Below are 25,731 nucleotides of genomic sequence, written 5' to 3'. Positions count from 1 at the left end.
ATCCGCCTGAGACTCACTCCGGCTCGTAGCGGCTGACCTCGAGCCCCGATCCGACCGGCAGCAGCACGCTCGTGATCCCGGGCTTGCCGCGGATGGCCCGGGCATAGATCGTCACGTCTTCTGTCGCCGGATAAATCATGTTGTCGGCGACGACGATCGCACCCGCATTGAGCCTCGGATAGAAGGCTTCGAGGCACGGCAGGTAGAGATCCTTCCAGAGATCGACGAGCACGAAATCGACCTTGCCCCGCAATTCGCGGATCATCGCGACCGCATCGCCCACCCGGAAATCGATATGGTCGCCAAGCCCTGCCCTCTCCGCCATTGCCTGCGCATGCGCAGATTTATAGCCGTGCACTTCCATGGTGATCAGCCGCCCGCCGGTCGCCCGTGCCGCCTCGGCGAGCCAGATGCCGGAATAACCGAAAGACGTGCCCAGCTCGAGAATGGTCGGCGCTGTCAGGCTCCGGACGAGAATGTTGAGAAACCGCCCCGTCTCGGGGCCGACCGCCCGCATCCGCTGATCCTGCCCGCCGTCGCGTCCGCCCGGCGCCTCCTGGCGCGGATTGCCGCGCTCCTCGTCGATCCGCTGGTGATAGGCACCGAGCACATTGAGCACCTTCTCATCCAGCCGATATGCGCCGACATTGTTCTCTTTGTCACCGCTCATTGGGCACTCCTCCGGGGATAGGGTTGCGAGGGTAGATACCGCAGCAAGGACTTCGCTCCAGCGAGTTAAATACCGGAGACGACTTCGGGCAAGGGCAGAATGTCTGGAAAGCGCAATTCGCTGATTCCCGCCAACGGAGGCGCCGGAATCAGAAAAACAGAAAAAGCCAACAAGCCTTTGATATCAAAGGTCTTGTTTCTGGCTTCTCTTCTCTTTGAAGGAGAAAGTGGTGGGTGATGTAGGGCTCGAACCTACGACCCGCTGATTAAGAGTCAGCTGCTCTACCAACTGAGCTAATCACCCGTCCGCGCTTGGCTGCGCGGTGTGACGGGGCATATAAATAGGATCGTCCGGCTTGTCTAGCGCCCTGTCGAAAATTCTTTGGTTAATTGCGAAGTTTTTTTGTCAGGTGCCGGAAATCCAATGAAATCAAAGGTCGAGCGTGCCCGTCGCAATCCGCACTGCCTGGCCGCCGATCCGGGCATTCGAAATAGCCCCGCCTTCGATATCCATATGCAGGTGAATGAAGGACGGGCGGCCCATTTCCAAACCCTGCTCGATGAGGAGCGGGTGATGCCCATCCGTCAGCCGGTCGAAATGGTTGATCGCGCCCGAGAGAGCGGCGGCTGCCGAGCCGGTGGCCGGGTCCTCGGAAATGCCCATGCCGCTTCCAAACATGCGGGCATGGAACTTGGCCACATGGTTCACGCCGCCGCGGCAGTAGATATAGGCCGAGGCGAGCGCGCCATCGACGAAGGGCACCGTCTTTTCCCAGAGCTGCGGGTCGAACTCCAGGCGCTCTGCCGCGCCGACGTCATGGACCGGCACCAGGAGAAAGGGAACGCCTGCGCTCCAGATCGACGGCACATGATTCTCGAAGCCGATTTCGGTCGTCTTCAGCGATAGCGCGTCGGCAATGCCGAGCTTGTCGAGCGGCAGTGGTATCTGGTGGGATTTGCGCGGCAGGTCGAATTCGGCAAAGCTCGCCTCACCTTCCCGCAGCCTGACGGCACAGCGCACCGGCCCGACATTTTCCTCCAGTACCGAAACGAGGTCGATTGTACCCGCCCCATGCGCCTTCTCCGCCAGCGCAATCGCCGTGCCGACGGTCGGATGACCGGCAAAGGGCAGTTCACGGCCAGGCGTGAAGATGCGGATACGCGCCGTATAGGCGGGATTGTCGGCCGGCTGCACGAACACCGTCTCGGACAGGTTCGTTTCGCGGGCGATCGCCTGCATCGCCGTGTCCTCAAGTCCCTCGCCGTCAAAGATCACGGCCAGCGGATTGCCGGCAAGCTTGATGTCGGTGAACACGTCATAGACACTGTAGCTTAACGCCACATCGGCCTCCCTGAATCGGTCATCGAGCCGCCAACCTGCCCGACGGGACGCCCGAGCGCAAGCTTCAGGCCCGCTTGCCTGTGAAATACCAGTCGATGATCGGCAGCATGGCGGCATTGTAAGGCTGAGCCTTGGGATCGGCCGAGCGGATCGCAACAGCGCCTGCGATTTCCTTGTCCTCGGCAACCAGCATATGACGGCTAATGAAATCGACCATCTCGTCGGCCGTCATATCGAAGCGGAAAAGCTTGAAAATCGAGACCGAGCGCCTGATGTGGCTGGCGTGGAGCCCGTCACCTGCAACGGCATCGGAGAGGTCGAGACCTGTCTCCTCCATCACCTCACGGGCCATGTTGCTGTCGATATCGCAGCGCCCGTCAACGATATCCTCGGGCTCCAGTGAGCCGGCGGCGAAATAGACCTGGCCGGCATTGGCCGTATGCGCGCCCATGCGAATCGCGACCAGCGCACCGTCGGCTGATTCCAGCACCGGATAGGCGAAGAGATGAATGGCGCCCTTCCGCTCCGGCTGCCTGCGCCACCACATGAAGGTCGAGAACGGAACGGAATAGGCCTCGCTCGCAATCCCCTCTTGGGAGAGCTTCAGCCGGTGCTGCAATACCATGCGACCATCGAAGAGGGCCGGATTGGCGGCGATTTCCCGCTCCCAGTTCTCGCGGATCGCCGGTCTGTTCTCAACGAGCAGCGGGTGATCGCCATCGAGTACGCGCAGATTCGAGCCTGCGATCGGAAACACCGTCTGTTCCGGCGGAAAGGCTGAAAGATCTTCTGAAAAGTTTGGTGTCATAAGAGATCCAGTGTCATGACGACGGGGCAATGGTCGGATGCCTTCGGCCTGTCCCAGCCGGTGCGCGGGTAGCGCTCCACCTCCTGCCCGGGCGGGAAGATGGTACGGTAGGGCTGTCCGTGGCGGATGATTTCGGGGATGCGCTTGGCGTTGGCGGCGGCAAGGGCGGGCGATAGCCAGAGATAATCGAGCTGGCAGAGCCACTGCTCCTCCGGCCCGCGCGAATGATAGAGCGTCCAGCGATCAAGCGGCTCGCGGCGACGCACGACATTTTCCGCAAAGCCATCCTGACTGAACACATCGAGCGCGCTTTCGACCTCGTCCTGATGCTCGAAGCGATAACCGATGGTGCGCCGGCCGATGACGTCGACGCGCTCCTGGTAGTCGTTCATGTCGCCGCAGATTACGAAGTTCTTGCTCGCCGTATGCGCAGCTCCGAACCGGTTTTCGATGATGCGGCGAACGGCACGCGCCTCGGCCCGGCGGATCGGCAGGGTCGATTGACGCCCGTCCAGCCCGTCGCGCGGGCTGCCCATCGATTTGAAATGCACGACATAAAGCGTCATCGGCACGCCGCCGATCCTCAAGTCCAGTTCCAGGCAATCGCGCTTGAAGACCTTGTCGTCGAGCCGGTTGGTCTTGCCGATCTCGTCATCGAAGAGGTCGAAATCGCGATAGGTCACCATCGCATGGCTCTTGATATCCTTGAGCTCGATCTTCTGCCCGTCGCGCGTCTCCTCGCGCATCAATACGGCGACATCGATGCCGCGGCTGTCATTGCCCTCGACCAGGTATTTCTGCCGGTAGCCATTGCCGACCATGCGATAGAGATAGCCATATTCGAAGGCCTGAAGTGCAGCCATATTGTCGATTTCCTGCAGGCAGAGAATATCGGCATCCGCATCGGCGATGGCGAGCGCCGTCATCTGCCGCGTATCGTCGGTCGACGCGATCACCCGCGCCTGCTCCAGCTGCTGATAGGTGCCCTCGTTATTGACCTCGAAGAGCTTGATGACGCGATCCTGTCGAAGCTGGTTGCGATAGCCTGTAAAGTCGAAACGGGTGAGCAGGTTCTCGACATTGAAAGTAGCAAGGCGAAGCGACATCAGGCATTCCCGGTTGGCATCAGGGCATTACTAGACACGAATAAGCGGCTAGCAAAGCCTATTGTCCCTCAAAGCCGCCAGCCGGCGCGGATGACGACGCGCACCGCCTCGCCGGTCTCGACAACCACGCGGCTGTAGGCGCGCAACGCCTGGCCGTTGCCGAGCGTCAGCTTCACCGCATAACGCTCGCCTTCGAAGAGCACGGATTCGACGATCGCAGGAGCCCCCTCGCCGCCGATAACAACATCTTCCGGACGCACCAGTATATCGGCGCCATCGGTATTGGCGGCCACCAGCGCATCTTCCAGCTCGTCCCATTCCAGATGACGTTCGCTGCCCATGACAGGCAGCGTGACGATCGCGCCGCGGCCGATCAGCCCGCCGACCATGCGCCCTTCCGGCCGTGCATAGATCTCGGCCGGCGGCGCCACCTGCAACAGCCGTCCTTCGGACATGACGGCGACGTCGGTGGCCAGCGCCATCGCCTCGCTCTGGTCATGCGTCACATAGATCATCGTCGCACCGGAGCGCTGGTGAAACTCCCGGAAGGTTTCCTCCATCTCCTGCTTCAGATGCCGGTCGAGATTGGCGAGCGGTTCGTCGAGCAGCACGACATCGGGCGATGTCACCAGGCAGCGGGCAAGCGCCACGCGCTGACGCTGGCCGCCGGAGAGATCGGCCGGCCGCCGTTCGGCATAATCGACGAGCCTAACAGTCGATAGCGCTTCGCGCACCTTCGCCTTGTAGACTTCGCCGGAGATGCCGCGCACCTTCAGCGGATAGCCGACATTGTCTGCCACGCTCATATGCGGCCAGAGCGCATAGGACTGGAAGACCATCGCCATGTTGCGCTTTTCCGGCGGCAGCGATTGCGAGGCATCGGCAAGCAACCGCTCGCCGAGATGGATGGAACCATCGCTCGGCGTCTCAAAGCCGGCAATCATGCGCAGCACCGTCGTCTTGCCGCAGCCGGAGGGGCCGAGCAGCGCCAGGAAACCGCCCTCGCGCACGTCGAGCGAAAAGCCGCTGACCGCCGCCCGTCCCGTGCCGAAATCCTTGGCAACCTGATTGAGGATCAGCTTCGCCACGGCACCACTCCCTTGGGCAGATGTTTCGCCAGAAGCTCCAGAAGCAGCATCATGGCGACGACCATGAAGACGACGAGCACTGACAGAGCCGAGGCAAGGTCGGAACTGCCGCTGTCATCGAGATTGTAGATGGCGACACCCAGCGTCTGCGTGCCAGCCGACCAGAGCAGCGCCGAAATCGTCAGCTCGTTGCAGGCGATCAGAAAGACGAGGATGACCGAGGCACCAGCCGCCGGGGCAATCAGCGGCACGATGATATCCTTCAGCCGCCGGAAGAAGCCGGCGCCCGAAAGCCGTGCCGCCTCTTCCAGTGCCGGATCGAGCTGATGAAAGGCGCTGACCACAGGCTTCAGGCTGACGGCGAAAAAGGAGGAGAAATAAGCGATGAGAATGATCCAGACCGTGCCGTAGAGCGTCACGTTCAGCACCGGGATGGGTGCGGCGAAGACAAGAATGAAGCAGACCGCCATGACGATGCCCGGCAGCGAATAGGGAATCTCGACAAGGCTGGAAACGATTCGCGAGAGCGTATCCCTGCGCCGCGTAAGCGCATAGGCAGCCAGCACCGTCACGAAGAGCAGTCCGACCGCCGCCCCGCTCGCGAGCGACAGCGAATTAACGAAGGCCGTGCGTGTCACCGCCTGCCGGAAGAGGATCTCCTCGAAGGCATGAAACGTCATGGTCTTGAAAGTCAGCGGCACGCCGTAAGCCGGCACCAATGCGCCGGCCACCAACGCAAAGAAGGGTGCCGCCAGCATGAAGAATAGCACGATCCACAGCAGCGGCGTGAAAATGAGCTTCCAGCCGCCGAGTTCGAAGGCGGCCGTTGCGCCAGACAGGCCGATCACCCGGTAATCGCGCCCGCGCAACGCCCGGTCCTGGATGGCAAGGCCGGCGACAGAGATCAGCGCGATGATGGCAGAGAGCAGCGCCACATCGCCGAAGGTGCGGCCGGTAAAGGCGGTGAACTTCGAAAAGATCAGCGTCGGCAGCGTGAAGATCGAGGCCGGAATGCCGAGAATGGCGGGAATGCCGAAATTGCCGGTACAGGACACGAAGGAAATTGCCGCCCCCGCAATGACGCCCGGCAGCGACAGCGGCAGGATGATATCGCGAAACACCCTGAGACTCGATGCGCCCGACAGCCGCGCCGCTTCCACGCCGTCGCGCGGCAGGGTCATCAGCCCTGCCCTCAGCGCCAGATAGACAAGCGGCGCATGCTGCACGCCATAGAGCAGCGCAATACCGCCAACCGAATAGAGCGGCTGCGGCGATCCCATCGGCGGCGCAATATGCAGCGCCTTCAGAAGCGGGCTTGACGGTCCCGACATCTGCACCCAGGCAAGCGCCGTCACCTGCGGCGGGATCATCATCGGCAGCACGAAGAAGAAGCTGAGCGGCCCCTTGGCCGGAATATCCGTCAGCGTAAGCAAATAGGCGAAAGCGCAGCCGATGATCAGCGAAATGACAGTGCCGAGAACCGCCGTGACCACGGTGTAATAGACCGCCGACCAGACCATGGGATCGGAGAGAACCACCATGACGCCGCCATTGGCAAAGGCGGAAATGCCGACGACCGCAAGCCGCGCCAAAGGCAGCACGCTGAGGAAAAGAACCACTGAAACAATAAAAGGAAACAGCCAGACGGGCTGGCTGCTCCCTGCACGTACATAACCCTGCATGGGTCTATTATTTCGAACCGAAGAGATCCGTAAAGGTCTTCAGGTCCTTGTCGGTATTCTTGAGTGCTTCGGCGGCGTTGATGGGCAGAACCTTGATCGTGTCGCGTGCCGGGAAACCTGCGGGCAGCTTCATGCCGTTGCGGGCCGGAATATAGCCGAGCTTCAGGAAGCCTTCCTGGCCCTTTTCGGAGAGAACGTAGTCGACGAACTTCTTGGCGGCATCGGCATTCTTGGCGCTGGCGAGAATACCGACCGGCTCGGTCACAGCCGAAACGCCTTCGCTCGGGAAGACGAATTCAACCGGAGCGCCCTTGGCCTTTTCGCGGATCGGCAGGTAATCGACGACCACGCCGTAAGCCTTTTCGCCAGAGGCGACGGACTTCAGGACAACGCCGTTGCCGCCGGAAGCGACAGCAGCATTATCGGCAAGCGACTTGTAGAAATCCCAGCCGAGGCCGGGAACGGCGGCCAGCGTCTGGGCATGAATGAGAGCTGCACCCGAAGCAAGCGGGCTCGGCATGGTGACGAGGCCCTTGGCTTCCGGCTTGGCAAGATCTTTCCAGCTCGTCGGCTTCATGGCAGCCGACGTGTTGTACATGATGCCGGTCGTGATCAGCTTCGTGGAATAGTAATAACCGCCGGCGTCATAGAGAGCAGCGTCGTAGTTTGCTGCTTCCGGAGACTTGTAGGCGAGCAGCTTGCCGTCTTCCTTGAGGCGCTCGAGCGTCACGACATCGGCGATCAAGAGAACGTCGGCAACCGGATTGCCGGCCTGGATTTCAGCCTGGAGCTTTGCCATGATCTTCGGCGTGCCGTCGCGCACCCAGTCGACCTTGATATCGGGGTTGGCGGCCATGAAGCCATCGACGGTCGCCTGCGCATCTTCGTTCGGCTGGCTGGTGTAGAGAACGAGATTGGCGGCGGAAGCCGGGATGGCGAGAAGGCTCGCGGCAAGCAATGCAGCGGCGGAAACTAGCGTTTTCATGGATGACCCTCGGATTGCGATACCCCTCCCTTATTAGGGGCGTTTGACAGCGATGTGACAGGGCACAGCGGCCTCGGCTTGGTCGACCAGGCCAGCCGATTGCCGCACCTTCCTATCTGCTTTCTCAACAAAACACGTATTTTTCCGATAGGGGTAGAAGCAAATCATATAAACTTGAGATTGAATCATCTACGGCTCTGCGATGCCCGATCCGCTTTCAACACGCTGGAGCCCCAATGAAGATCTGTATTGCGACCGCGCTTGCCTGTGCGATTCTCGCCGGATGTCAGACGACAGCCAATAAACCGTCCAAAGAATTGAAGGATTATCCCGAGGGGGTAGCCTATCAGGACTGCCTCTTGTCGCGCGCAGTCGCCTATGCCCCGCAACAAGGCTCGCCATTGGAATTGGGATTAATCGCCGCCAACTCCTGCAGCTCCGCTCGCCAGGCCCTGCTTGACGCAGTCAGCAAAAATGAAAGCCCGGGCTTTGTGCGTGAACTGTCGCGCGCTATGGAACGAAATCAACCGCTAGTCGCGGCAGATATGATCCTCGCGCTGCGGACAAAAAAATAGCGTCTATCCCGAAGTCTGCTCGCCGACCTCGTGTCGAAATTCGCCGGCTATTGTCCTCGCGCAAGCGGCGGCAAGAGCGTAATCTCACGCAGGCGTGAACGTTTTGCTGTTTGACGACCGGCTGCCTTGCGGTACGTCAATCAGGCCATTTTCATGAGGAGGAATTTCAATGGAATATCGTTTGCTCGGCCGTTCCGGCCTGAAAGTTTCCACTGTAACCATGGGCACGATGACCTTCGGCGGCGTCGGCTGGGCAAAGACGGTCGGCGATCTCGGCGCGCAGGAAGCCCGCCGTATGGTCGATATCTGCCTCGATGCCGGCGTCAACCTGATCGATACGGCCAATGTCTATTCTTCCGGCGAATCCGAAAATATCATCGGTGAAGTACTCGGCGGCAAGCGCCCTGATGGAGTGCTGCTCGCCACCAAGGCCCGCTTCGGCATGGGCGACGGCCCGAATGACCGCGGCCTGTCGCGCTACCACCTGATCCGCGAATGCGAGGCGAGCCTCAAGCGCATGAAGACCGATGTCATCGACCTCTACCAGGTCCATGAATGGGACGGCCAGACGCCGCTCGAAGAAACGATGGAAGCGCTCGATACCCTGATCAAGCAGGGCAAGGTGCGTTATGTCGGCTGCTCGAACTATTCCGGCTGGCACATCATGAAGGCGCTCGGCGTCGCCAACGAACACAAGTACCAGCGCTTCGTCAGCCAGCAGATCCACTACACGCTGGAAGCCCGCGACGCCGAATACGAACTGCTGCCGATCTCCATCGATCAGGGTCTCGGCGTCCTCGTCTGGAGCCCACTCGCCGGCGGTCTCCTCTCCGGCAAGCACCGCCGCAATGCTGCCGCCCCCGAAGGCACCCGCCAGTTCGCCGGTTGGACCGAACCGCCGATCCGCGACGAAAACCGCCTCTGGAACATCGTCGAAACGCTGGTGGCAATCGGCGAGGAACGCGGCGTTTCGGCAGCGCAGGTCGCACTCGCCTGGCTCATCGGCCGCAAGGCGGTCACGTCTGTCATCATCGGCGGCCGCACAGAGGCTCAGTTCAAGGACAACCTCGCCGCCGCCGACCTGAAGCTCTCGGATGAGGAGCGCAAGCGCCTCGACGAAGTCAGCGTACCGCCGGTGATCTACCCCTACTGGCACCAGCTCAACACGGCGAACGACAGGCTGAGTGAAGCCGACATGGAACTCTTCGCGCCGCACCTGAAGAAGTAAGCTCTCCAAAGCGTTGCATGGCGGAAAACCAGCGTCACAAAAGATGCATTTCCGCCATGCTATCGTGATACTTCGTCCCCCACCACGAGGTTCACCATGCTCCGGAATTACAAGGTGCTGAAGGGTACGGCTTCGGCGCTCGCCCTTGACGACGACAACGATCCCCACATCGAAATCCGCATCGAGGCAGGTGGCATCAGCTATCGTATCGCCATGAACGTGCGCTCGAAGGAATCGCCCCACGACTTGCTCTATGCCAATGTCATGGATTTCCAGCACGAGACGCTGACATCAGAACTCACCGCTTTGCCTATGGGTCTGACCGATATCAGAGGCGACCGAAAGGATCTGGCGATCGACTATGTGCGCGGCGGCATGATCGAGCGCGAGGACATGGACGTGGCGCCCTTCCAGCTTGACGGGCCGAAGAACGATCTGCGCGATTTCATCGAACCGATCGTGCAGGAAGGCATCGCCGACAAGTCCATCCACTTCTACGCCTTCGGCGAAGCCTGGGGGCCGGAGAACAACAAGCCGGATGAATATTTCGGCTTCGAGCCCGGCAACGGCATTCACGATATCCATATGAATCAGGGCGACAGCGGCAGTTTCCGCGCCACCAACGCGCCCAATCAGGACGGCGCACTTCTGATCCATTTCTCGGATGAGGACCACTGGGCAGCGATCTTCCTCGGCTTCCAGTCGCAGAACTGGAACACCGACGCCAACACCGGCCATCCGGTCGGCGACAACAGGGGCGGTCAGGGCCGCGGTGAAGGCACCCGTCGGCCGCAGCCGATCGTCGCCTCGTCGCTGCGTATCGTCGCCGCCATGATCAATCCGGTGAACCGCGCCGACGGCACCGAGGAGGAGACGGTGACGCTCATCAACCGCTCTGATGTCGCGATGTCGATCGAAGGCTGGTCGCTGGAAGATGGTGAAGGCCGCAAACAAAAACTGACGGGATCCCTCGCCTCGGGCGAATTCCGCACCATCACGCTCGACCCTGACAATGGCGGCCCTCAGCTTGCCAACAAGGGCGGCGACATCATCCTGCTCAACGCCGATGGCGCGATTGCCGATCGGGTCGGCTACGGCAAGAGCGAGACCGCAAACGAAGGCTGGACAACGATTTTCTGATCGCCGCCCAGACCAATATTCGGTATCAGCCGATCTCGCTGGCAATCAGCCTGCCGAGACGGCTGATGCCCTCTTCGATCATCTGCTCGTTGGCGCAGGAGAAGCTGACGCGGAACGTGTTGGCACCCGAACCATCGGCGAAGAAGGCCTGGCCGGGAACGAAGGCGACCTTGGCGCTTTCCAACGACTTGGCCAGCAGTATGGCGCCATCCATACCCTCCGGCAGTGTGACCCAGATGAACATGCCGCCTTCCGGCTTCGTCCAGCTCGTGCCTGCAGGCATGTACTTCTCGAGTGCCGCCAGCATGCTGTTGCGGCGCTGGCTGTAGGCGGCCCTGACCTTGGCGACCTGTGCATCGAAACCGCGTTCGGCAACTTCCGAAATCGCCATCTGGTTGATGGTCGAGGAATGCAGATCGGCGGCCTGCTTCATCAGCACCAGCTTGCGAATGACAAGTGCATTGCCGACGATGAAGCCGACGCGAAGACCCGGCGCCAGCGTCTTGGAGAAGCTGCCGCAATAGATCGTGCGCGTATCGTTGATATGGCCCTTCTCGGCAATCTCCAGCGCCAGGATCGGCGGGATCGCATCGCCGTTATAGCGCAGCGACTGGTAGGCGGCGTCTTCGATGACGGCGATGTCGAGCTCTTCGGCAAGTTTCAGAACCTTCTCGCGGCCATCGCGGTCGACAGTCTCGCCGGTCGGGTTGGAGAAATCGGCAGAGAGATAGGCAAATTTCACCTTGCCGCCCTTTTGCGCTGCAGCCTCGCGGTAAGAATCCGGCGTGCGGTTACCGCCGGGCGTCAGCTGGTCATAGGACGGCTCGTAGGCATTGAAAGCCTGCAGCGCGCCGAGATAGGTCGGCCAGGTAACGAGTGCGGTATCGTTGGGCGACAGGAACAGCTTGCCGAGATAATCGAGACCCTGCTGCGAACCAGAGACGATGAAGACATTGTCGAGCGCGCAGGGAATGCCGAGGTCAGCCATCTGCTTGACCAGCCATTCGCGCAACGGCTTGTAGCCTTCCGAGACCGAATATTGGAGGGCGGAGTTGACGGCCGAGCTGTCGAAAATGTCAGCATAAGCCTGCTTGAATTCCTTGTCCGGAAACAGCGCCGGGTCGGGAATGCCGCCGGCAAAGGAGATGATGTCAGGCCGGTCGAGAAGTTTCAGAAGCTCGCGGATTTCCGAGGCGCGCATCCGTGAAGAGCGCGTCGCAAACATATTGTCCCAGTTCAGCATGGGGTTTCCTCATATTTTTATAATATCAGCAGATCACCATGCAGTGAAATTTATGTCAACAATGCTGACCTATTTTCTTGTCACTGTGACAAGATTGGAGGTCTTATATTTGAAAGCCCTGGTGTCGATCGGGCTGACATCAGAGATTTCACGCAACCAAACCGAATGCCTGCCTCGTTGCGTGAAAGTTCGGCACATCACGCGATTATTCCTCTGATCAAAAGCCGAAACCGGCTGATTCAGACCTTTCCAAAACCGGTCCGGCAGCAGTAGTGTGCCGGCCATTATTCAATGGACTATCAAGGTGCCAGCAATGACCGCGACGTCGACCTCTCCTGAAATCAAGATCGAATTCCACAAGTCTCCCGTTTCCGACGCCGACCGAATCCGGGCACTGGAAACACCCGGCTTCGGCAAGATCTTCACGGATCACATGGTCCTGGCACGATGGACTGCCGACAAGGGCTGGCACGATGCGAAGGTAACGGCGAGGCGGCCTCTGGAACTCGATCCTGCGAGCGCCGTGCTGCACTACGCGCAAGAAATCTTCGAAGGCATGAAAGCCTACAAGGCAGACGATGGCCGCATCCTGCTCTTCCGGCCTGAAGAAAACGCCCGCCGCTTCGCGCAGTCGGCGGCCCGCATGGCGATGCCTGCCGTGCCGGAGGAACTTTTCCTGAAGGCGGTTGAAGAACTTGTTCGCGTCGACAAGAACTGGATACCCTCAGGTGACGCCAGCCTCTACCTTCGCCCCTTCATGTTCGCCAACGAAGCATTCCTCGGCGTTCGTCCGGCGCAGGAATATATCTTCTGCATCATCGCCTCCCCGGTCGGCGCCTATTTCAAGGGCGGCGCGAAGGCGGTCTCGCTCTGGGTCGAAACCGCCTATACCCGCGCAGCCGCCGGCGGCACCGGTGCCGCAAAATGCGGCGGAAACTACGCAGCCAGCCTCGTGGCGCAGGCCGAAGCGGCGAAGAAGGATTGCGATCAGGTCGTCTTCCTGGACGCAGCAGAGCATCGCTGGGTCGAAGAACTCGGCGGCATGAACGTCTTCTTCGTGATGAACGACGGAACGGTCGTGACCCCGCCGCTCGGCGGCACGATCCTGCCCGGCATCACCCGCGCCTCGGTCATCGTGCTGGCTGAAGAAAAGGGCCTGCGCGTCGAACAGCGCCCCTACTCCTTCGAGGAATGGCAGGCGGATGCGGCAAGCGGCAAACTCGTCGAAGCCTTCGCTTGCGGCACAGCCGCGGTGCTGGCTGGCATCGGCCTGGTTCGCCATGCTGACGGCGAGTTCAAGGTCGGAGACGGCCAGACCGGCAAGCTGACATCAGAACTGCGCCAGCAGCTCGTCGGCCTGCAGAAGGGCGTCACGAACGACGAGCGCGGCTGGACGCGCCGTGTTCTCTGATCTGATGTCTGTACGGAGGGATCGCTGCGGCGGTCCCGACGGACATCTCCCGCGACAGCGCGACAACATCGAAGCCGGGCTTAATGCCCGGTTTTTTATTGCTGGAAACGGCTCACCGTTGACCGCAACGAGCCAAATTCTTACTATCTAATGATCGATAGAGGAAAGGTAAGAATGGCAACCACAACTCTCTCCGCAAAATTCCAGATCTCCATTCCGAAGGAAGTGCGCGAACAGCAGCACTGGTCCGCAGGCCAGGAATTCGTCTTCATCCCCAAGGGCAAAGGCGTCCTGCTCATCCCCGTCCCCGAACTCGCCGATCTCAAGGGCATGGCCAAAGGCGCCGACCCCGCCAACTATCGCGACAGGAAAGACCGGTTCTGATGCGCGTCGTCGATAGCTCGGCTTGGATCGAATGGCTGACACAAGGCCCGGCAACAGACCGCCTGCAGGGCGAAATGCCCGTGCGCACAGAATGTATCGTCCCGACTATCGTACAACTCGAACTCGCCAAATGGCTGGAGCGCGAACGTGGTGAGGACGCCGTCGATTCCTTCTTCGCCTACACAGCCACCTGCATCATCGCGCCCCTCGATACGGCGCTCGCCCGCCGCGCTGCCGAAGTCTCGGCCAGGCGGAAGCTCGCGCTTGCAGATGCCATCATCTACGCCACCGCCGAATTGCACGATACCGATGTCCTGACACTGGACGCCCATTTCAAGAACCTGGACCGGGTGATCTATATCGAGAAGAATCTATGACCATCTCCTTCTACGACGACAACGCCGAGGCTTACGCCACCCGCGATCGCAAGCCAAAGGCGACAAGGCTCGATGCCTTCCTGGCCGCCCTCCCCGAACAGGCACGCATCCTGGAGCTTGGCTGCGGTGGTGGACAGGACTGCGCCTACATGCTGTCCAAGGGCTTCGACGTCACGCCGACGGATGGCTCGGCTGCGCTTGCCCGGCAGGCCGAAAAGCTGGTTGGCAGGCCGGTAAAGGTCGTGCGCTTCGAAGATCTCTCAGCCAGCGAGGAATTCGGTGGCATCTGGGCGGAGGCAAGCCTCCTGCATGTGCCTCGGGCCGATCTCCCCGGCATCCTCACTCTCATCCGCAACGCCCTGAAGCCGGACGGCGTCTTCCACGCGAGCTTCAAGGCCGGTACCACCGAAGGCCATGACAGCTTCGGTCGCTACTACAACTATCCCTCGAGCGAATGGCTGCAGGAGTTGCTCGTTGCCGGAGGCTGGAGGCATATCGCGATCAACGAAGCCGATGGCGGCGGCTACGACAACAAGCCGACCCGCTGGCTGTATCTCAGCGCCAGTAAATGAAAGGCCGGAGCTTTCGCCCCGGCCTCTCATAATCACAATCTTGGAACAGCTTAGTTGACGGACTTGTCGACCAGCTTGTTCTTGCCGATCCAGGGCATCATGGCGCGGAGCTTCGTGCCGACTTCCTCGATCTGGTGGCTGTCGTTCAGGCGACGAATGCCCTTGAAGCGCGCGCCGCCGGCGCGGTATTCCTGCATCCAGTCCGAGGTGAACTTGCCGGTCTGGATGTCCTTGAGGACACGCTTCATCTCGGCCTTGGTCTCGGCGGTGATGATGCGCGGACCGGAGACGTATTCGCCCCACTCGGCCGTGTTGGAGATCGAGTAGTTCATGTTGGCGATGCCGCCTTCATAGATCAGGTCGACGATCAGCTTCACTTCGTGCAGGCATTCGAAATAGGCCATTTCCGGAGCGTAACCGGCTTCGGTGAGCGTTTCGAAACCGGCGCGGATGAGCTCGACGAGGCCGCCGCAGAGAACGACCTGTTCGCCGAAGAGGTCGGTTTCGCACTCTTCGCGGAAGTTGGTTTCGATGATGCCCGAACGGCCGCCGCCGACGCCGCAGGCGTAGGAGAGAGCGAGTTCAAGTGCATTGCCGGAAGCGTTCTGGTGAACGGCAACGAGGCAGGGAACGCCGCCGCCCTTCTGGTATTCGCCGCGAACCGTGTGGCCAGGGCCCTTCGGGGCGATCATGACGACGTCGACGGAAGCCTTCGGCTCGATGAGGCCGAAGTGGACGTTGAGGCCGTGGGCGAAGGCAATGGCTGCGCCGTCACGGATGTTACCAGCGATGTCGGCCTTGTAGATGTCGGCCTGCAGTTCGTCCGGGGTTGCCATCATCATCAGGTCGGCCCAGGCGGCAGCTTCGGCAACCGTCATGACCTTGAAGCCATCGGCTTCGGCCTTCTTGACGGTCGGCGAACCGGCTTTGAGCGCGATGACAACGTTCTGGGCGCCGGAATCCTTGAGGTTCAGCGCATGTGCGCGACCCTGCGAACCGTAGCCGATGATGGCGACTTTCTTGGACTTGATGAGGTTGAGATCGGCATCACGATCGTAATAGACGCGCATTGAAATTCCTTCCCTTTTGCTTGTCTTGTTGACTGTCAGTAAGCGGGTCAGCCGAGGATCGGCATCTCCGCCAGAACTTTCTCCGTGCCGTAGAGGCGCAGGAAAGCGGCGACCGCCTTCTCCGCCTGACGCGCGGTATCCTTGAGGCCTGGCTCGCCGAGCAGCATGCGCACATGAAGATCGGAAACACTAAGACCGTAAAGCGTGTGATAGGCCTCGTCGGCATCATGGAAGCGCAACAGCCCTGCCCTCTTGCCGGCATCGATCAGCGCCATGGCACGGCGGTCGATCTGCCGCCGGCCGCGTTCGAGCAGAAGCTTGCCAAGCTTGGAGCCGTCGCGATGCGACTGGCCGATTGCCAGCCGGTTCAGCGCCAGCGAGACATCGCCGGCCAGAACCTCGAGCAGGTCGCGTGCAAAGATGACGAGATGGTCGTGCAGGCTCGTATAAGTCAGCCGCTCTCCGCTGCGCTCGAAGGTGCGCACCTTGCTCGCCTGGTAGGCGATCATCGCAGACAGCAATCCATCACGGTCGCCGAACCACTTGTAGAGGCTTTCCTTGGAGCAGTTGGCGGCGCGCGCCACGCCCGAGGTCGTCAGCGCCTTCTCCCCGCCATCGACGAGAAGCTGCAGCGCCTGCTCCAGAACAGCGTTCTGGCGTGGCGAAAACTCGCTCGGCTCTGCGACATCGACTGACACGGATTCAACTCCCCATTTACGTACCGTACGGTACGGTTCGTGGCGTTTATGCGCCAGATCGAGGGCTCTCGTCAAGAAGCATCAGGAGATTTTTTCGTATCATATGAAACAGTGGAATTCGGCTGTTCGAAGGCAGGCAAATAGCCGAATATCGAGGCCCAAGGAGAATCGCCCGTGAAGACAGCAGTCCTCGCCGCAGCTTTGTCGCTCGCCCTCGCCTTTCCCGCTCTTGCCGCCGAAACGCGCTGCGGCTGGATCCAGAACCCGACACCCGCCAACTGGTGGCTGGACGATGCGGAAAATACCTGGACGATCATGACGCAGGGAAGCGGTGACGAGCCTGAGGGCATGGACCTCATCCCCGACATTTCCGAGCACGATTACGTGCAGACCAACGGCAATTACGGCTATGCCTGCGCCTGTATGAGCGTCGAGACCGATGGCAAGGAACGCATCACGCGCATCCTCTCCTTCCGCCAGTTGAAGCTTGCGAAGTGCCGTGCCGACAAGGCGCTGAAATTCCCAGGCTGAGGCTTACTCCCACCCCTTATTCCGCTGCAACAGCATCTCGCGCGCCATCGACATCGCGTGCGGGTGAAGCGCCGTAGAGGCGGCTATATTCGCGGCTGAACTGCGACGGGCTCTGATAGCCGACCTGATGACCGGCAGTCCCTGCATCCAGCCGCTCCACCAGCATCAGCCGGCGCGCCTCATGCAGGCGAAGCTGCTTCTGATATTGCATCGGCGTCATTGCCGTCACCGATTTGAAGTGGTGATGGAAGGAGGACGCGCTCATGCTGACGTGGTCGGCTAGTTCCTCGATGCGCAGCGGCCGGGCAAAATTCTCCTTCAGCCAGGCGACGGCGCGCGCGATCCTGTTGCTGTGGCTGTCGGCCGTCGCGATGTTGATCAGCCGCTCGCCATCCGGCCCGGTCAGTATCCGATAAAGGATTTCCTGCTCGATCAGCGGCGCCATGGCCGGAATGTCGTCTGGACGATCGAGCAAGCGCAGCAGGCGCACGGCGGCGTCCAGAAGCTCCGGCGGGGCGACGTTGACGGTCATACCGCGCTGCCCGTCTGTGTGGGCGCCTGGGCGCGGAACATCAATGCGGCTTAAGAGCTCCAGCAGCTTTTCGGAGTCAATCGCGAGCCCCAGACAGAGATGCGGCACCTCCGGGCTGGCCTCGGCGATACGCCATGCGACCGGCAGATCGAGCGAAGTCAGCAGATAGTCCCCGGTTCCGTAGCTGATGAACTCATTGCCGAGACGGAGGCTCTTGGCGCCCTGCAGCACAAAGGCGAAGCAGGGCTTGTAGCTACTATGCAGCGGATCACTGGGGTTCGAGCGGCGGCTGATGTGGAGATTGCCGATCGACGTGCGGAACTCGCCATCGCCTGGCGCAAAGCGCATCGCGATATCGACGATTTCCTGATAGGGATTGAAGGGCAATGTCATGCGGCAACTCTTTCTGTCTGACGCCAGCGATACCGCTTCTATCTAGGCCGCCTTTTCCATTTCGCAAACAGGTGGCCGGCTCACTTTTGCAGGATCGTGCAAAAAGCTGAGAGTATCGCTCTAACGCTGCAGCACGGTTCCGGGCAATATTCCGCCCACCCCCACCCCTCCCAATCGAAAAGGAAGGTTCCCATGCCTATTGCAAGAGGCTACGCCGCGACTGACGCTTCCAAGCCGCTGACCCCCTTCACCTTCGAACGCCGCAATCCGAACCCGGATGACGTCGTCATCGACATCAAGTTTGCAGGTATCTGCCATTCGGACATTCACACCGTCCGCAACGAATGGAAGAACGCCGTTTATCCGATCGTGCCGGGCCATGAGATCGCCGGCATCGTGACCGCTGTCGGCTCTGAAGTGACCAAGTTCAAGGTCGGCGATCGCGTCGGCGTCGGCTGCTTCGTCGATTCCTGCGTCGGCTGCGCCACGCGCGACGTTGATCTGGAACAGTATATGCCGGGCCTCGTCGGCACCTACAACGAGTTCGAAGCAGACGGCAAGACCCGCACCCAGGGCGGCTATTCCGATAGCATCGTCGTCAAGGAAGGCTATGTCATGTCCATCCCGGACAACCTTCCGCTCGACGCGTCCGCTCCGCTTCTCTGCGCCGGCATCACGCTCTATTCGCCGCTGCGCCACTGGAAGGCCGGTCCCGGCAAGAAGGTTGCCATCGTCGGCATGGGCGGCCTCGGCCACATGGGCGTCAAGCTCGGTGCTGCCATTGGCGCCGATATCACCGTGCTCTCGCAGAGCCTCTCCAAGAAGGAAGATGGCCTTAAGCTCGGCGCCAAGGAATATTACGCCACCAACGACCCGGAAACTTTCAAGAAGCTCGCCGGCGCCTTCGACCTCGTCATCTGCACCGTCAGCGCCGAGATCGACTGGAATGCCTATCTCGGCCTCGTGAAGGTGGATGGCGCTTTCGTGGTGGTCGGCGTTCCCGAAAACGCGATCCCGGTTAACGCCTTCTCGCTGGTCCCAGGCCGCAAGAGCATTTCCGGGTCGATGATCGGCTCGATCAAGGAAACCCAGGAAATGCTCGACTTCTGCGGCGAGCACAACATCGTTTCCGAGATCGAGAAGATCAACATCCAGCAGGTCAACGAAGCCTATGAGCGCGTCCTGAAGAGCGACGTCCGCTACCGCTTCGTCATCGACATCGCCTCGCTGGCAGCCTGATGAAACAGAAAGGGCGGCTCCCGGAGCCGCCCTTTTTCTTTGTCGTCTGTTTGCCCCTACCCGTCGTCGCGCATGGTTTCTCGCTGGGTGATCAGCCGGGCGCTGTGCTGGCCGCTCATATAGATCCAGAACCAGTTCCAGGCGACGGTGAAGCGCGAGCGCGTGCCGATCAGGAAGTAGATATGGGCGAGCCCCCAGATCCACCAGGCGAGCCAGCCCTTGAGCTTGAAACGACCGAAATCGATGATCGCCGCACTCTTGCCGATCGTCGCCAGACTTCCCTGATGCCAATATTTGAACGGTCCCGGCGCCGGCTTGCCGGATAGCCGCGCACGGATGACCTTCGCGACATAGCCGCCCTGCTGCTTGGCCGCCGGCGCAATGCCCGGCACCGGTTTGCCATCCTCACGTATCACAGAAGCCGTATCGCCGATCACGAAGACATCGGGCAAGCCCGGCGCCGTCAGATCCTTCTCGACGATCGTGCGCCCCGCCCGGTCGGCCGGCACGCCGAGCCAGCGCGCCGCATGCGAAGCCTGCACGCCTGCGGCCCAGACGATCGTCCGGCTCGGAATGAAACTTTCGCCCACCGTCACGCCATCAGCCGTACATTGCGTCACCGGCGTACCCGTCAGCACCTCGACGCCCAGCTTCTCCAATGCCTTTTGCGCATAAGCCGAGAGATCCTCGGCAAAAGCCGGCAATACGCGCGGCCCCGCCTCGATCAGCACGACGCGGGTCTTGCGCGTGTCGATGTTGCGGAATTCCTTGGGCAGCGTGAAATGCGCCAACTCGGCGATGATGCCGGCAAGCTCGCAGCCCGTGGGGCCTGCACCAACGATGGAGAAGGTCAAAAACGCTTCGCGCACAGCGGGATCGCTTTCCACTTCCGCCCGCTCGAAGGCGAGCAGCACGCGGCGGCGGATCGTCGTCGCATCCTCGAGCGTCTTCAGGCCCGGGGCGACAGGTTCCCACTCGTCATGGCCGAAATAAGCGTGCGTTGCGCCAGTCGCCAGCACCAGCGTATCGTATTTCAGCACCATGCCACTGCGCAGGGACACGGTCTTTGCATTGGGATCGACGCCATTGACCTCACCGAGCAGCGTGGTCACCTCGGGCCGGTCGGCATAGAGATGGCGGATCGGCCAGGCGATCTCTGAAGTGGATAGGATGGTGGTAGCCACCTGATAAAGCAGCGGCTGGAAGAGATGGTGGTTGCGCCGGTCGATGAGCGTGATCTTCACGCCCGCGCCTTTTAACCCGTTGACGAGCTGCAGCCCGCCGAAACCGCCGCCGACAACGACGACGTGATGTTCGCTCATGACCTACCCCTTTTTATCGTTCTGCTGCAGCAAATGTCGCCTTTCGCCGGAAGGATTCAACCGCTGTTTCGGCATATCTCCCCTGCATCCCGATCGTCGTTGTTCGTTGCAGATATGCCCTTTGACGTCCGTTCCATCCTCATTGTCATCAAGACAGTTTTACGCATACATTCCGGGCATGGACGAGGAAATCATTTTAACTGGCGGCGGGCGCACCGAAGTGTCTCGGCAAGGCAGTATCGTTTATCGCCAGAGCGGTCCCTGGTCCCCGACCATCATTTCGCTGCTGAGACATCTTGCTGAGGTGGGATTCGCCGCATGTCCCCGTGTCATCGGCACAGGTTTCGACGAGCGGCGCCGCGAGACCCTCTCCTTTATCGAGGGAGAGTTTGTCCATCCAGGGCCCTGGAGTGATGAGGCCATGCCGTGTCTCGGAAATATGCTCCGGCAACTGCACGAGGCGACGTCTTCGTTCAAGGTTCCAGACAATGCGATCTGGCGCGGGTGGTTTGGCCGCGAACTCGGAACAGGTCCGCGTGTCATTGGTCACTGCGACACCGGCTCTTGGAACATTGTCTCTCGCTCCAACTCGCCAATCGCCCTCATCGATTGGGAGGTCGCAGGACCGGTCGGAATAGACATCGAACTGGCGCAAGCCTGTTGGCTGAATGCCCAGCTTTTCGATGACGATATAGCGGAAAGAATGAACCTCGGCTCGGTTATGACGAGAGCACGGCAGGTTCGCCATTTGCTCGACGGTTATGGTTTTTCGAAAGCGCAGCGAGACGGCTTTTTCGAAAAATTGCTGACATTTGCTGTTTACGATGCTGCCCAGCAGGCGAAAGAGGCCCATCTCACGCCGGAGACAACAGATCCAGAAGCTCTATGGGCCATAGCGTGGCGCACAAGGAGTGCATCCTGGATGCTCCGCAACCGATCAGCGTTGGAAGCGGCCTTGCTCTAGGTCGCTCGCTCAATTGGCGTAACTCACGGGGATCGCCGTGCCGCTCTTCATCAGCTCCATGGAGATCGACGCCGAGACGTCAAAAAGCTCGATGCGACGCACGATCCGCTTGTAGATGACATCATAGTGTTCGACACGCGGCAGCACGATCTTGAGGATGTAATCATAATTGCCCGTCAGCCGATGCGCCTCGACAATCTCCGGAATGTCGCTGATCGCCCGCCGGAAGCTCTCCGTCCACTCATCGGAATGATGTGCCGTCTTGATAAGCGCAAAGAGCGTCGTCGGCACGCCCATCCGCTCGCGATCCAGCACGACGATGCGCCGCGCGATGTAACCGCTCTCCTCCAGCCGCTGGATGCGTCGTGAACAGGCCGAGACCGAAAGCGCCACGCGTTCTGCTAGGTCGGTCACGGAGATGCCTGCATCATCCTGCAGGATATCGAGAATACGCCTGTCGCGATCGTCGATCATATGAAAACCTACGCCGTAATTTTGCAAGAAACTAAAAAATGATGCAAAACCATAGCACGTATCTCCGCAAAGGCACAAACAACGCAAACACGTCGCGGCCGATCTGCTGCATCATCAGCACATCTGAAAATACCACAGGGAGCGAGATTCCATGAAAACAATCGGCCTGATCGGCGGCATGAGCTTCGAAAGTTCCGCGGTCTATTACCGCCTCATCAACGAAATGGTGCGCGAGCGCCTGGGCGGCCTGGCCTCTGCCGAGCTCACTTTGCATTCGGTGAATTTCGAGGAGATCGTTGCCCTGCAGAAGGCCGGCGCCTGGGATATGGCCGCCTCGCGTCTCGGCGATGTCGCTCTGCGCCTGCAGATTGGCGGCGCCCATTGCGTGCTGATCTGCACCAACACCATGCATCTGATCGCGCCCGAGGTTGCCGCACACATCTCGGTGCCGCTGATCCACATCATCGACGAGACGGCGAAAACCATCCATCAATCCGGCTGCAAGCGCCCGCTGCTGCTTGCCACGCGCTACACGATGGAGCACGGCTTCTATACCGACCGCATGAAGGGCCTCGGCCTCGATATCATGGTGCCCGAAGCCGCCGACCGCACCACTGTCCACGACATCATCTTCAACGAGCTATGCGCCGGCAAGGTGCTCGACAGTTCGCGCGAGAAACTGATGGCCGTGATCGAGCGCGCCCGTGCCAAGGGCTGTGACAGCATCATTCTCGGCTGCACCGAGATCTGCCTGATCCTCGACCCCGATCATCTTCCCCTTGTTGGATTCGACACGACGGCGATCCATGCGCGTGCTGCCGTCGATTTCGCGCTCGAGGGTGAAATAACCAAGGAAGAGGAAGACGCAGCCTGAGTCATCAATTTAGTTGACTCAGTCAAATAAAAACAGCAGGGTTTCCATCAGGAGACCCTGCCATGACCGATCTTGCGCTCATCGAATCCGCCCGCGAATTCAACCGTTTCTACACGAACTTCCTTGGCCTTTTGAACAAGGCCTATCTCGACACGCCCTTCACGCTGACGGATGCGCGCGTGCTCTTCGAGATCGGCGCGCATGACGGCGTGAGTGCCGGCGCGCTTGCCCGCGACCTGCAGCTCGATCCCGCCTATCTCAGCCGCATTCTCAAGCGCTTCCGCGCCGAAGACCTCATCGAGGCGACGCCCGATCCGGCCGACCAGCGCAGCCAGATCATCACTGTCACCGACAAGGGACGAGCCCAGTTCGAGGAATTCGGTCGTCGCTCCAACGCCCAGATCGCCGCCCGGTTCGACACTTTGACCGATGGCGAGCCACAGGCCGCCGTTGCCGCCATGCGCACGATCCGCGCCATCCTCGATCCGCAGGCGAAAGCGGCTGCCGCCATCATCCGCCCGCATCGAGCCGGCGATATCGGCTGGATCGTCCAGAGCCAGGGACGATTCTATGTGGAGGAATATGGCTGGGATCTGCGCTTCGAAGGGTTGGTCGCCGATGTCGCCGGCAAGTTCCTCGCCAATTTCGACCCCGGGATGGAATATTGCTGGATCGCCGAGCGCAGCGGCATCAATCTCGGCTCGGTGCTGATCACCAATGGCGGCGACGGCATTGCCAAACTCCGCCTGCTCTATGTCGACAAGGCTGCCCGTGGCCTCGGCCTCGGCAGGCAACTGGTCGATGAATGCATCGCCTTTTCGCGGGGTAAGGGATACCGGCAGATCTCTCTCTGGACCAACGATTTCCTCCATACCGCCCGCGCCATCTACCAGAAGGCCGGATTCCGGCTTGTCTCCGAGGAGAGACACCGCATGTTCGGCCCGGAGGCCAACGGCCAGACCTGGGTCCTCGATCTGAACCTGTGAACTGGTGGTGTCGCAAAAATTCACTTGATTTGGAAATGATCATTCCCTAATTAGGCGTCATGACCATCGACGCCCTCACATCCGCTGCCGTTGCGCCCAACACAAAAACCCGCAGCCGCGGCCGCCCGCGCGAGTTCGATATGGACGCCGCGCTGGATGCGGCGCTTCGCGTCTTCTCCGAGCGCGGCTACCATGCCGCCTCCATCAGCGAACTGACCGAAGCCATGGGCCTTGCCTCCGGTAGCGTCTACAAGGCTTTCAAAGACAAGCGCGGCATCTTCCTTGCCGCCTTCAAGCGCTACCGCCAGCTCGGCCGCGGCCGGCTGGAAGCAAGGATCGCGGCGGCGAAGACCGGCCGTGAGAAGGTCTTCCAGATGGTGATGTATTATGCCGAGCTTTCCCACGGCGAAGCCGGCCTCAAGGGTTGCCTCGTCGTCGGCGGCGCAAACGACCTCTCCCTGCTGGATACTGAAGCTGCAGGGCATGTCGCCGCCGCCTTTTCCGCCGATGAGAAGCTGATGGCCGATCTGATCCGCATCGGCCAGGCCGATGGCACCATTCCGCCGACCCTGGACGCTGATGCTACGGCCCTCACCTTTCTCTGCCTGACCAAGGGCTTTCGTGTCATCGGGAGGACCGGACGGACCGAGGAAGAGATGATGGCTGCGGCAGAAGCCGCCATGCGGCTGGTGACTTGACGACCGAATGCCGGAATCCGATCAAGGATCGGGTGGCGGCAGACGATTAAATTGCATTCAATCCTCCCAATCATTGCCTATTGGAGTTTCTGATGAGCGTTTCAGCCACCACGCCGGATACGGCCGTACCTCGTGTCCTATCCCCCTGGCTAACCTTCCTTTTTGCAGCCTCGTGCGGCTTCGTCGCCGCCAACCTCTATTATGGCCAGCCGCTCGCCGGCCCGATCAGCGCCAATCTCGGCTTCTCGCCGGCCGCGACCGGCCTCATCGTCACGCTGACTCAGATCGGCTATGGCCTCGGCCTCTTGTTGATCGTGCCGCTAGCCGACCTCTTCGAAAACCGCCGCCTCATCCTGACGCTGATCGCCGCCTCGGCGCTTGCGCTGATTGGCGCTGCCTTCTCCTCCACGCCGGGCATGTTCCTGACAGCCTCGCTCTGCATTGGCCTTGCCTCGGTCGCAGCGCAGGTCCTCGTTCCCTTCGCCGCCAGCATGGCGCCGGATGCGACGCGCGGCCAGGTCGTCGGCAATGTCATGAGCGGCCTGCTTTGTGGCATCATGCTTGCCCGCCCCTTTGCGAGCCTGGTTGCCGAAGCCTCCTCCTGGCATGTGGTTTACTACGTCACCGCCGCGGTCATGATTGCGCTCGGCATCGTGCTGCGCGCCAACCTGCCGGTCCGCGTCCCTCATACGAAGCTGCGTTATGGTGAGCTGCTGGCCTCGATGGGCCATCTGGCAGTTAACTCGCGCGTGCTGCAGCGCCGCGCCCTCTATCAGGCAGGCATGTTCGGTGCCTTCAGCCTGTTCTGGACGACGGCGCCGCTGCTGCTTGCAAGCCCCGCCTTCGGCATGTCCCAGAACGGCATCGCCCTCTTTGCTCTGGCCGGTGCCGCCGGCGCCATCGCCTCGCCGATCGCCGGCCGCCTTGCCGACCGCGGCATGACGAAGGTCGCCTCCACGCTCGCCATGCTGCTCGGCATGGGCTCGTTCCTCATGAGCCATTTCGCCACTGACGGCTCGCTGATGGCGCTTATCCTGCTGACGGCTGCGGCGATCCTTCTGGACTTCGGCGTGACGACCAACCTCGTCTGCGGCCAGCGCGCCATCTACGGGCTGAGCCCGGAACACCGCGGCCGCCTGAACGGCCTCTTCATGGCGACCTTCTTCACCGGTGGCGCTATCGGCTCAGCGCTCGGCGGCTGGGCTTATGCAACGGGCGGCTGGTCGATGGCGGCCTGGATCGGCTTCTGCTTCCCGGCGCTCGCCTTCCTGTTCTTCCTGACGGAAGGCCGCGAGAAGTGATTGTCTCGGGATCAGGCGGGTCGTCCGCCTGATCCTCTA

General features: G+C 60.9%; 27 protein-coding genes and 1 tRNA gene. 14 read left to right on the top strand and 14 right to left on the bottom strand.

From position 1 onward, the window contains the following. Window positions 1–13: 13 nt before the first annotated feature. The 8 genes from AC1DUP_RS03370 to AC1DUP_RS03335 all read right to left on the bottom strand — a co-directional run bounded on the left by AC1DUP_RS03370 (window position 14) and on the right by AC1DUP_RS03335 (window position 7,680). Window positions 14–670: a DUF1442 domain-containing protein gene (locus AC1DUP_RS03370; protein ID WP_113311144.1), complete on the bottom strand. Its 657-nt coding sequence runs from the start codon at window positions 668–670 to the stop codon at window positions 14–16. Between the two features lie 227 nt (window positions 671–897). Beyond that, window positions 898–973: transfer RNA gene (locus AC1DUP_RS03365), tRNA-Lys, on the bottom strand. Between the two features lie 126 nt (window positions 974–1,099). Then, a complete protein-coding gene (locus AC1DUP_RS03360; RefSeq protein WP_113296712.1) occupies window positions 1,100–2,011 on the bottom strand; it encodes a PhzF family phenazine biosynthesis protein in 912 nt (303 codons plus the stop codon). A 64-nt stretch (window positions 2,012–2,075) separates the two neighbouring features. Further along, window positions 2,076–2,819 carry an NUDIX hydrolase gene (locus tag AC1DUP_RS03355; protein WP_477832075.1) on the bottom strand — a complete coding sequence of 248 codons (744 nt, stop codon included), beginning with the start codon at window positions 2,817–2,819 and terminating at the stop codon, window positions 2,076–2,078. Next, a complete protein-coding gene (locus tag AC1DUP_RS03350; RefSeq protein ID WP_477832074.1) occupies window positions 2,816–3,925 on the bottom strand; it encodes an endonuclease/exonuclease/phosphatase family protein in 1,110 nt (369 codons plus the stop codon). Before AC1DUP_RS03350 ends, AC1DUP_RS03355 begins: the two co-directional genes overlap by 4 nt. A 68-nt stretch (window positions 3,926–3,993) precedes the next feature. After that, complete coding sequence (locus tag AC1DUP_RS03345; RefSeq protein WP_113311147.1) at window positions 3,994–5,013, bottom strand: ABC transporter ATP-binding protein; 1,020 nt, start codon at window positions 5,011–5,013, stop codon at window positions 3,994–3,996. Continuing rightward, the gene (locus AC1DUP_RS03340; RefSeq protein WP_477832073.1) at window positions 5,001–6,695 is read right to left on the bottom strand and encodes an ABC transporter permease; all 1,695 of its coding nucleotides are present in this window, start codon (window positions 6,693–6,695) and stop codon (window positions 5,001–5,003) included. Before AC1DUP_RS03340 ends, AC1DUP_RS03345 begins: the two co-directional genes overlap by 13 nt. 7 nt (window positions 6,696–6,702) lie before the next feature. Next, window positions 6,703–7,680: an ABC transporter substrate-binding protein gene (locus tag AC1DUP_RS03335; RefSeq protein WP_113296707.1), complete on the bottom strand. Its 978-nt coding sequence runs from the start codon at window positions 7,678–7,680 to the stop codon at window positions 6,703–6,705. Window positions 7,681–7,916: 236 nt separating this feature from the next. Between AC1DUP_RS03335 and AC1DUP_RS03330 the strand changes: the two genes are divergently transcribed. The 3 genes from AC1DUP_RS03330 to AC1DUP_RS03320 all read left to right on the top strand — a co-directional run bounded on the left by AC1DUP_RS03330 (window position 7,917) and on the right by AC1DUP_RS03320 (window position 10,623). Further along, window positions 7,917–8,255, top strand: coding sequence for a hypothetical protein (locus AC1DUP_RS03330; protein WP_115034441.1), 339 nt, complete (start codon window positions 7,917–7,919; stop codon window positions 8,253–8,255). Between the two features lie 169 nt (window positions 8,256–8,424). Beyond that, entirely contained in the window at window positions 8,425–9,483 is a 1,059-nt protein-coding gene (locus AC1DUP_RS03325; protein WP_113296705.1) for an aldo/keto reductase, read from the top strand. Between the two features lie 96 nt (window positions 9,484–9,579). Then, window positions 9,580–10,623: a DUF2278 family protein gene (locus AC1DUP_RS03320; RefSeq protein WP_477832072.1), complete on the top strand. Its 1,044-nt coding sequence runs from the start codon at window positions 9,580–9,582 to the stop codon at window positions 10,621–10,623. Between the two features lie 25 nt (window positions 10,624–10,648). Here AC1DUP_RS03320 and AC1DUP_RS03315 read toward each other — a convergent pair whose 3' ends face one another. Further along, window positions 10,649–11,866 (bottom strand): aminotransferase-like domain-containing protein, encoded by a 1,218-nt coding sequence (locus AC1DUP_RS03315; protein ID WP_477832071.1) that lies wholly within the window; start codon window positions 11,864–11,866, stop codon window positions 10,649–10,651. Between the two features lie 313 nt (window positions 11,867–12,179). Here AC1DUP_RS03315 and AC1DUP_RS03310 point away from each other — a divergent pair, with 313 nt between their 5' ends. From AC1DUP_RS03310 to AC1DUP_RS03295, 4 genes are all read left to right on the top strand, one after another. After that, window positions 12,180–13,277 (top strand): branched-chain amino acid aminotransferase, encoded by a 1,098-nt coding sequence (locus tag AC1DUP_RS03310; RefSeq protein ID WP_477832070.1) that lies wholly within the window; start codon window positions 12,180–12,182, stop codon window positions 13,275–13,277. 174 nt (window positions 13,278–13,451) lie between these two features. After that, window positions 13,452–13,661, top strand: a complete 210-nt coding sequence (locus AC1DUP_RS03305; RefSeq protein WP_113311153.1) for an AbrB/MazE/SpoVT family DNA-binding domain-containing protein — start codon at window positions 13,452–13,454, stop codon at window positions 13,659–13,661. Beyond that, the gene (locus AC1DUP_RS03300) at window positions 13,661–14,038 is read left to right on the top strand and encodes a type II toxin-antitoxin system VapC family toxin (RefSeq protein WP_113296700.1); all 378 of its coding nucleotides are present in this window, start codon (window positions 13,661–13,663) and stop codon (window positions 14,036–14,038) included. The genes AC1DUP_RS03305 and AC1DUP_RS03300 overlap by 1 nt, the downstream gene beginning before the upstream one ends. Beyond that, complete coding sequence (locus AC1DUP_RS03295) at window positions 14,035–14,610, top strand: class I SAM-dependent methyltransferase (RefSeq protein ID WP_477832069.1); 576 nt, start codon at window positions 14,035–14,037, stop codon at window positions 14,608–14,610. The genes AC1DUP_RS03300 and AC1DUP_RS03295 overlap by 4 nt, the downstream gene beginning before the upstream one ends. Window positions 14,611–14,660: 50 nt before the next feature. Here AC1DUP_RS03295 and ilvC read toward each other — a convergent pair whose 3' ends face one another. Both ilvC and AC1DUP_RS03285 read right to left on the bottom strand, forming a co-directional pair. Next, complete coding sequence (gene ilvC / locus AC1DUP_RS03290) at window positions 14,661–15,680, bottom strand: ketol-acid reductoisomerase (RefSeq protein ID WP_113296698.1); 1,020 nt, start codon at window positions 15,678–15,680, stop codon at window positions 14,661–14,663. A 47-nt stretch (window positions 15,681–15,727) separates the two neighbouring features. After that, window positions 15,728–16,378: a TetR/AcrR family transcriptional regulator C-terminal domain-containing protein gene (locus AC1DUP_RS03285; protein WP_477832068.1), complete on the bottom strand. Its 651-nt coding sequence runs from the start codon at window positions 16,376–16,378 to the stop codon at window positions 15,728–15,730. 174 nt (window positions 16,379–16,552) lie between these two features. Between AC1DUP_RS03285 and AC1DUP_RS03280 the strand changes: the two genes are divergently transcribed. Continuing rightward, complete coding sequence (locus tag AC1DUP_RS03280; RefSeq protein WP_113296696.1) at window positions 16,553–16,909, top strand: DUF4087 domain-containing protein; 357 nt, start codon at window positions 16,553–16,555, stop codon at window positions 16,907–16,909. 16 nt (window positions 16,910–16,925) lie between these two features. Here the strand turns inward: AC1DUP_RS03280 and AC1DUP_RS03275 are convergent, their stop codons facing one another. Further along, window positions 16,926–17,834: an AraC family transcriptional regulator gene (locus AC1DUP_RS03275; protein WP_113296695.1), complete on the bottom strand. Its 909-nt coding sequence runs from the start codon at window positions 17,832–17,834 to the stop codon at window positions 16,926–16,928. Between the two features lie 192 nt (window positions 17,835–18,026). Here AC1DUP_RS03275 and AC1DUP_RS03270 point away from each other — a divergent pair, with 192 nt between their 5' ends. Continuing rightward, complete coding sequence (locus AC1DUP_RS03270; RefSeq protein ID WP_477832067.1) at window positions 18,027–19,073, top strand: NAD(P)-dependent alcohol dehydrogenase; 1,047 nt, start codon at window positions 18,027–18,029, stop codon at window positions 19,071–19,073. Between the two features lie 56 nt (window positions 19,074–19,129). On the opposite strand, the gene AC1DUP_RS03265 is transcribed toward AC1DUP_RS03270, so the two are convergent. Then, entirely contained in the window at window positions 19,130–20,395 is a 1,266-nt protein-coding gene (locus AC1DUP_RS03265; RefSeq protein ID WP_477832066.1) for an NAD(P)/FAD-dependent oxidoreductase, read from the bottom strand. Window positions 20,396–20,573: 178 nt separating this feature from the next. Between AC1DUP_RS03265 and AC1DUP_RS03260 the strand changes: the two genes are divergently transcribed. After that, a complete protein-coding gene (locus AC1DUP_RS03260; RefSeq protein WP_477832065.1) occupies window positions 20,574–21,359 on the top strand; it encodes an aminoglycoside phosphotransferase family protein in 786 nt (261 codons plus the stop codon). A 9-nt stretch (window positions 21,360–21,368) separates the two neighbouring features. Here the strand turns inward: AC1DUP_RS03260 and AC1DUP_RS03255 are convergent, their stop codons facing one another. Next, window positions 21,369–21,833 carry an Lrp/AsnC family transcriptional regulator gene (locus AC1DUP_RS03255; protein ID WP_115036421.1) on the bottom strand — a complete coding sequence of 155 codons (465 nt, stop codon included), beginning with the start codon at window positions 21,831–21,833 and terminating at the stop codon, window positions 21,369–21,371. 151 nt (window positions 21,834–21,984) lie between these two features. Here AC1DUP_RS03255 and AC1DUP_RS03250 point away from each other — a divergent pair, with 151 nt between their 5' ends. The 4 genes from AC1DUP_RS03250 to AC1DUP_RS03235 all read left to right on the top strand — a co-directional run bounded on the left by AC1DUP_RS03250 (window position 21,985) and on the right by AC1DUP_RS03235 (window position 25,692). After that, a complete protein-coding gene (locus tag AC1DUP_RS03250) occupies window positions 21,985–22,707 on the top strand; it encodes an aspartate/glutamate racemase family protein (RefSeq protein ID WP_113296691.1) in 723 nt (240 codons plus the stop codon). 62 nt (window positions 22,708–22,769) lie between these two features. After that, window positions 22,770–23,693: a bifunctional helix-turn-helix transcriptional regulator/GNAT family N-acetyltransferase gene (locus AC1DUP_RS03245; protein WP_113296690.1), complete on the top strand. Its 924-nt coding sequence runs from the start codon at window positions 22,770–22,772 to the stop codon at window positions 23,691–23,693. A gap of 59 nt (window positions 23,694–23,752) precedes the next feature. Continuing rightward, on the top strand, window positions 23,753–24,391 hold the full coding sequence (locus tag AC1DUP_RS03240) for a TetR/AcrR family transcriptional regulator (protein ID WP_477832064.1): 639 nt from the start codon (window positions 23,753–23,755) through the stop codon (window positions 24,389–24,391). Between the two features lie 92 nt (window positions 24,392–24,483). Then, complete coding sequence (locus AC1DUP_RS03235; RefSeq protein ID WP_113296688.1) at window positions 24,484–25,692, top strand: MFS transporter; 1,209 nt, start codon at window positions 24,484–24,486, stop codon at window positions 25,690–25,692. Window positions 25,693–25,731 lie beyond the last annotated feature (39 nt).

Source organism: Rhizobium sp. 01L419 (genome assembly GCF_056400025.1).
This window is presented reverse-complemented; position numbering and strand designations above follow the sequence as displayed.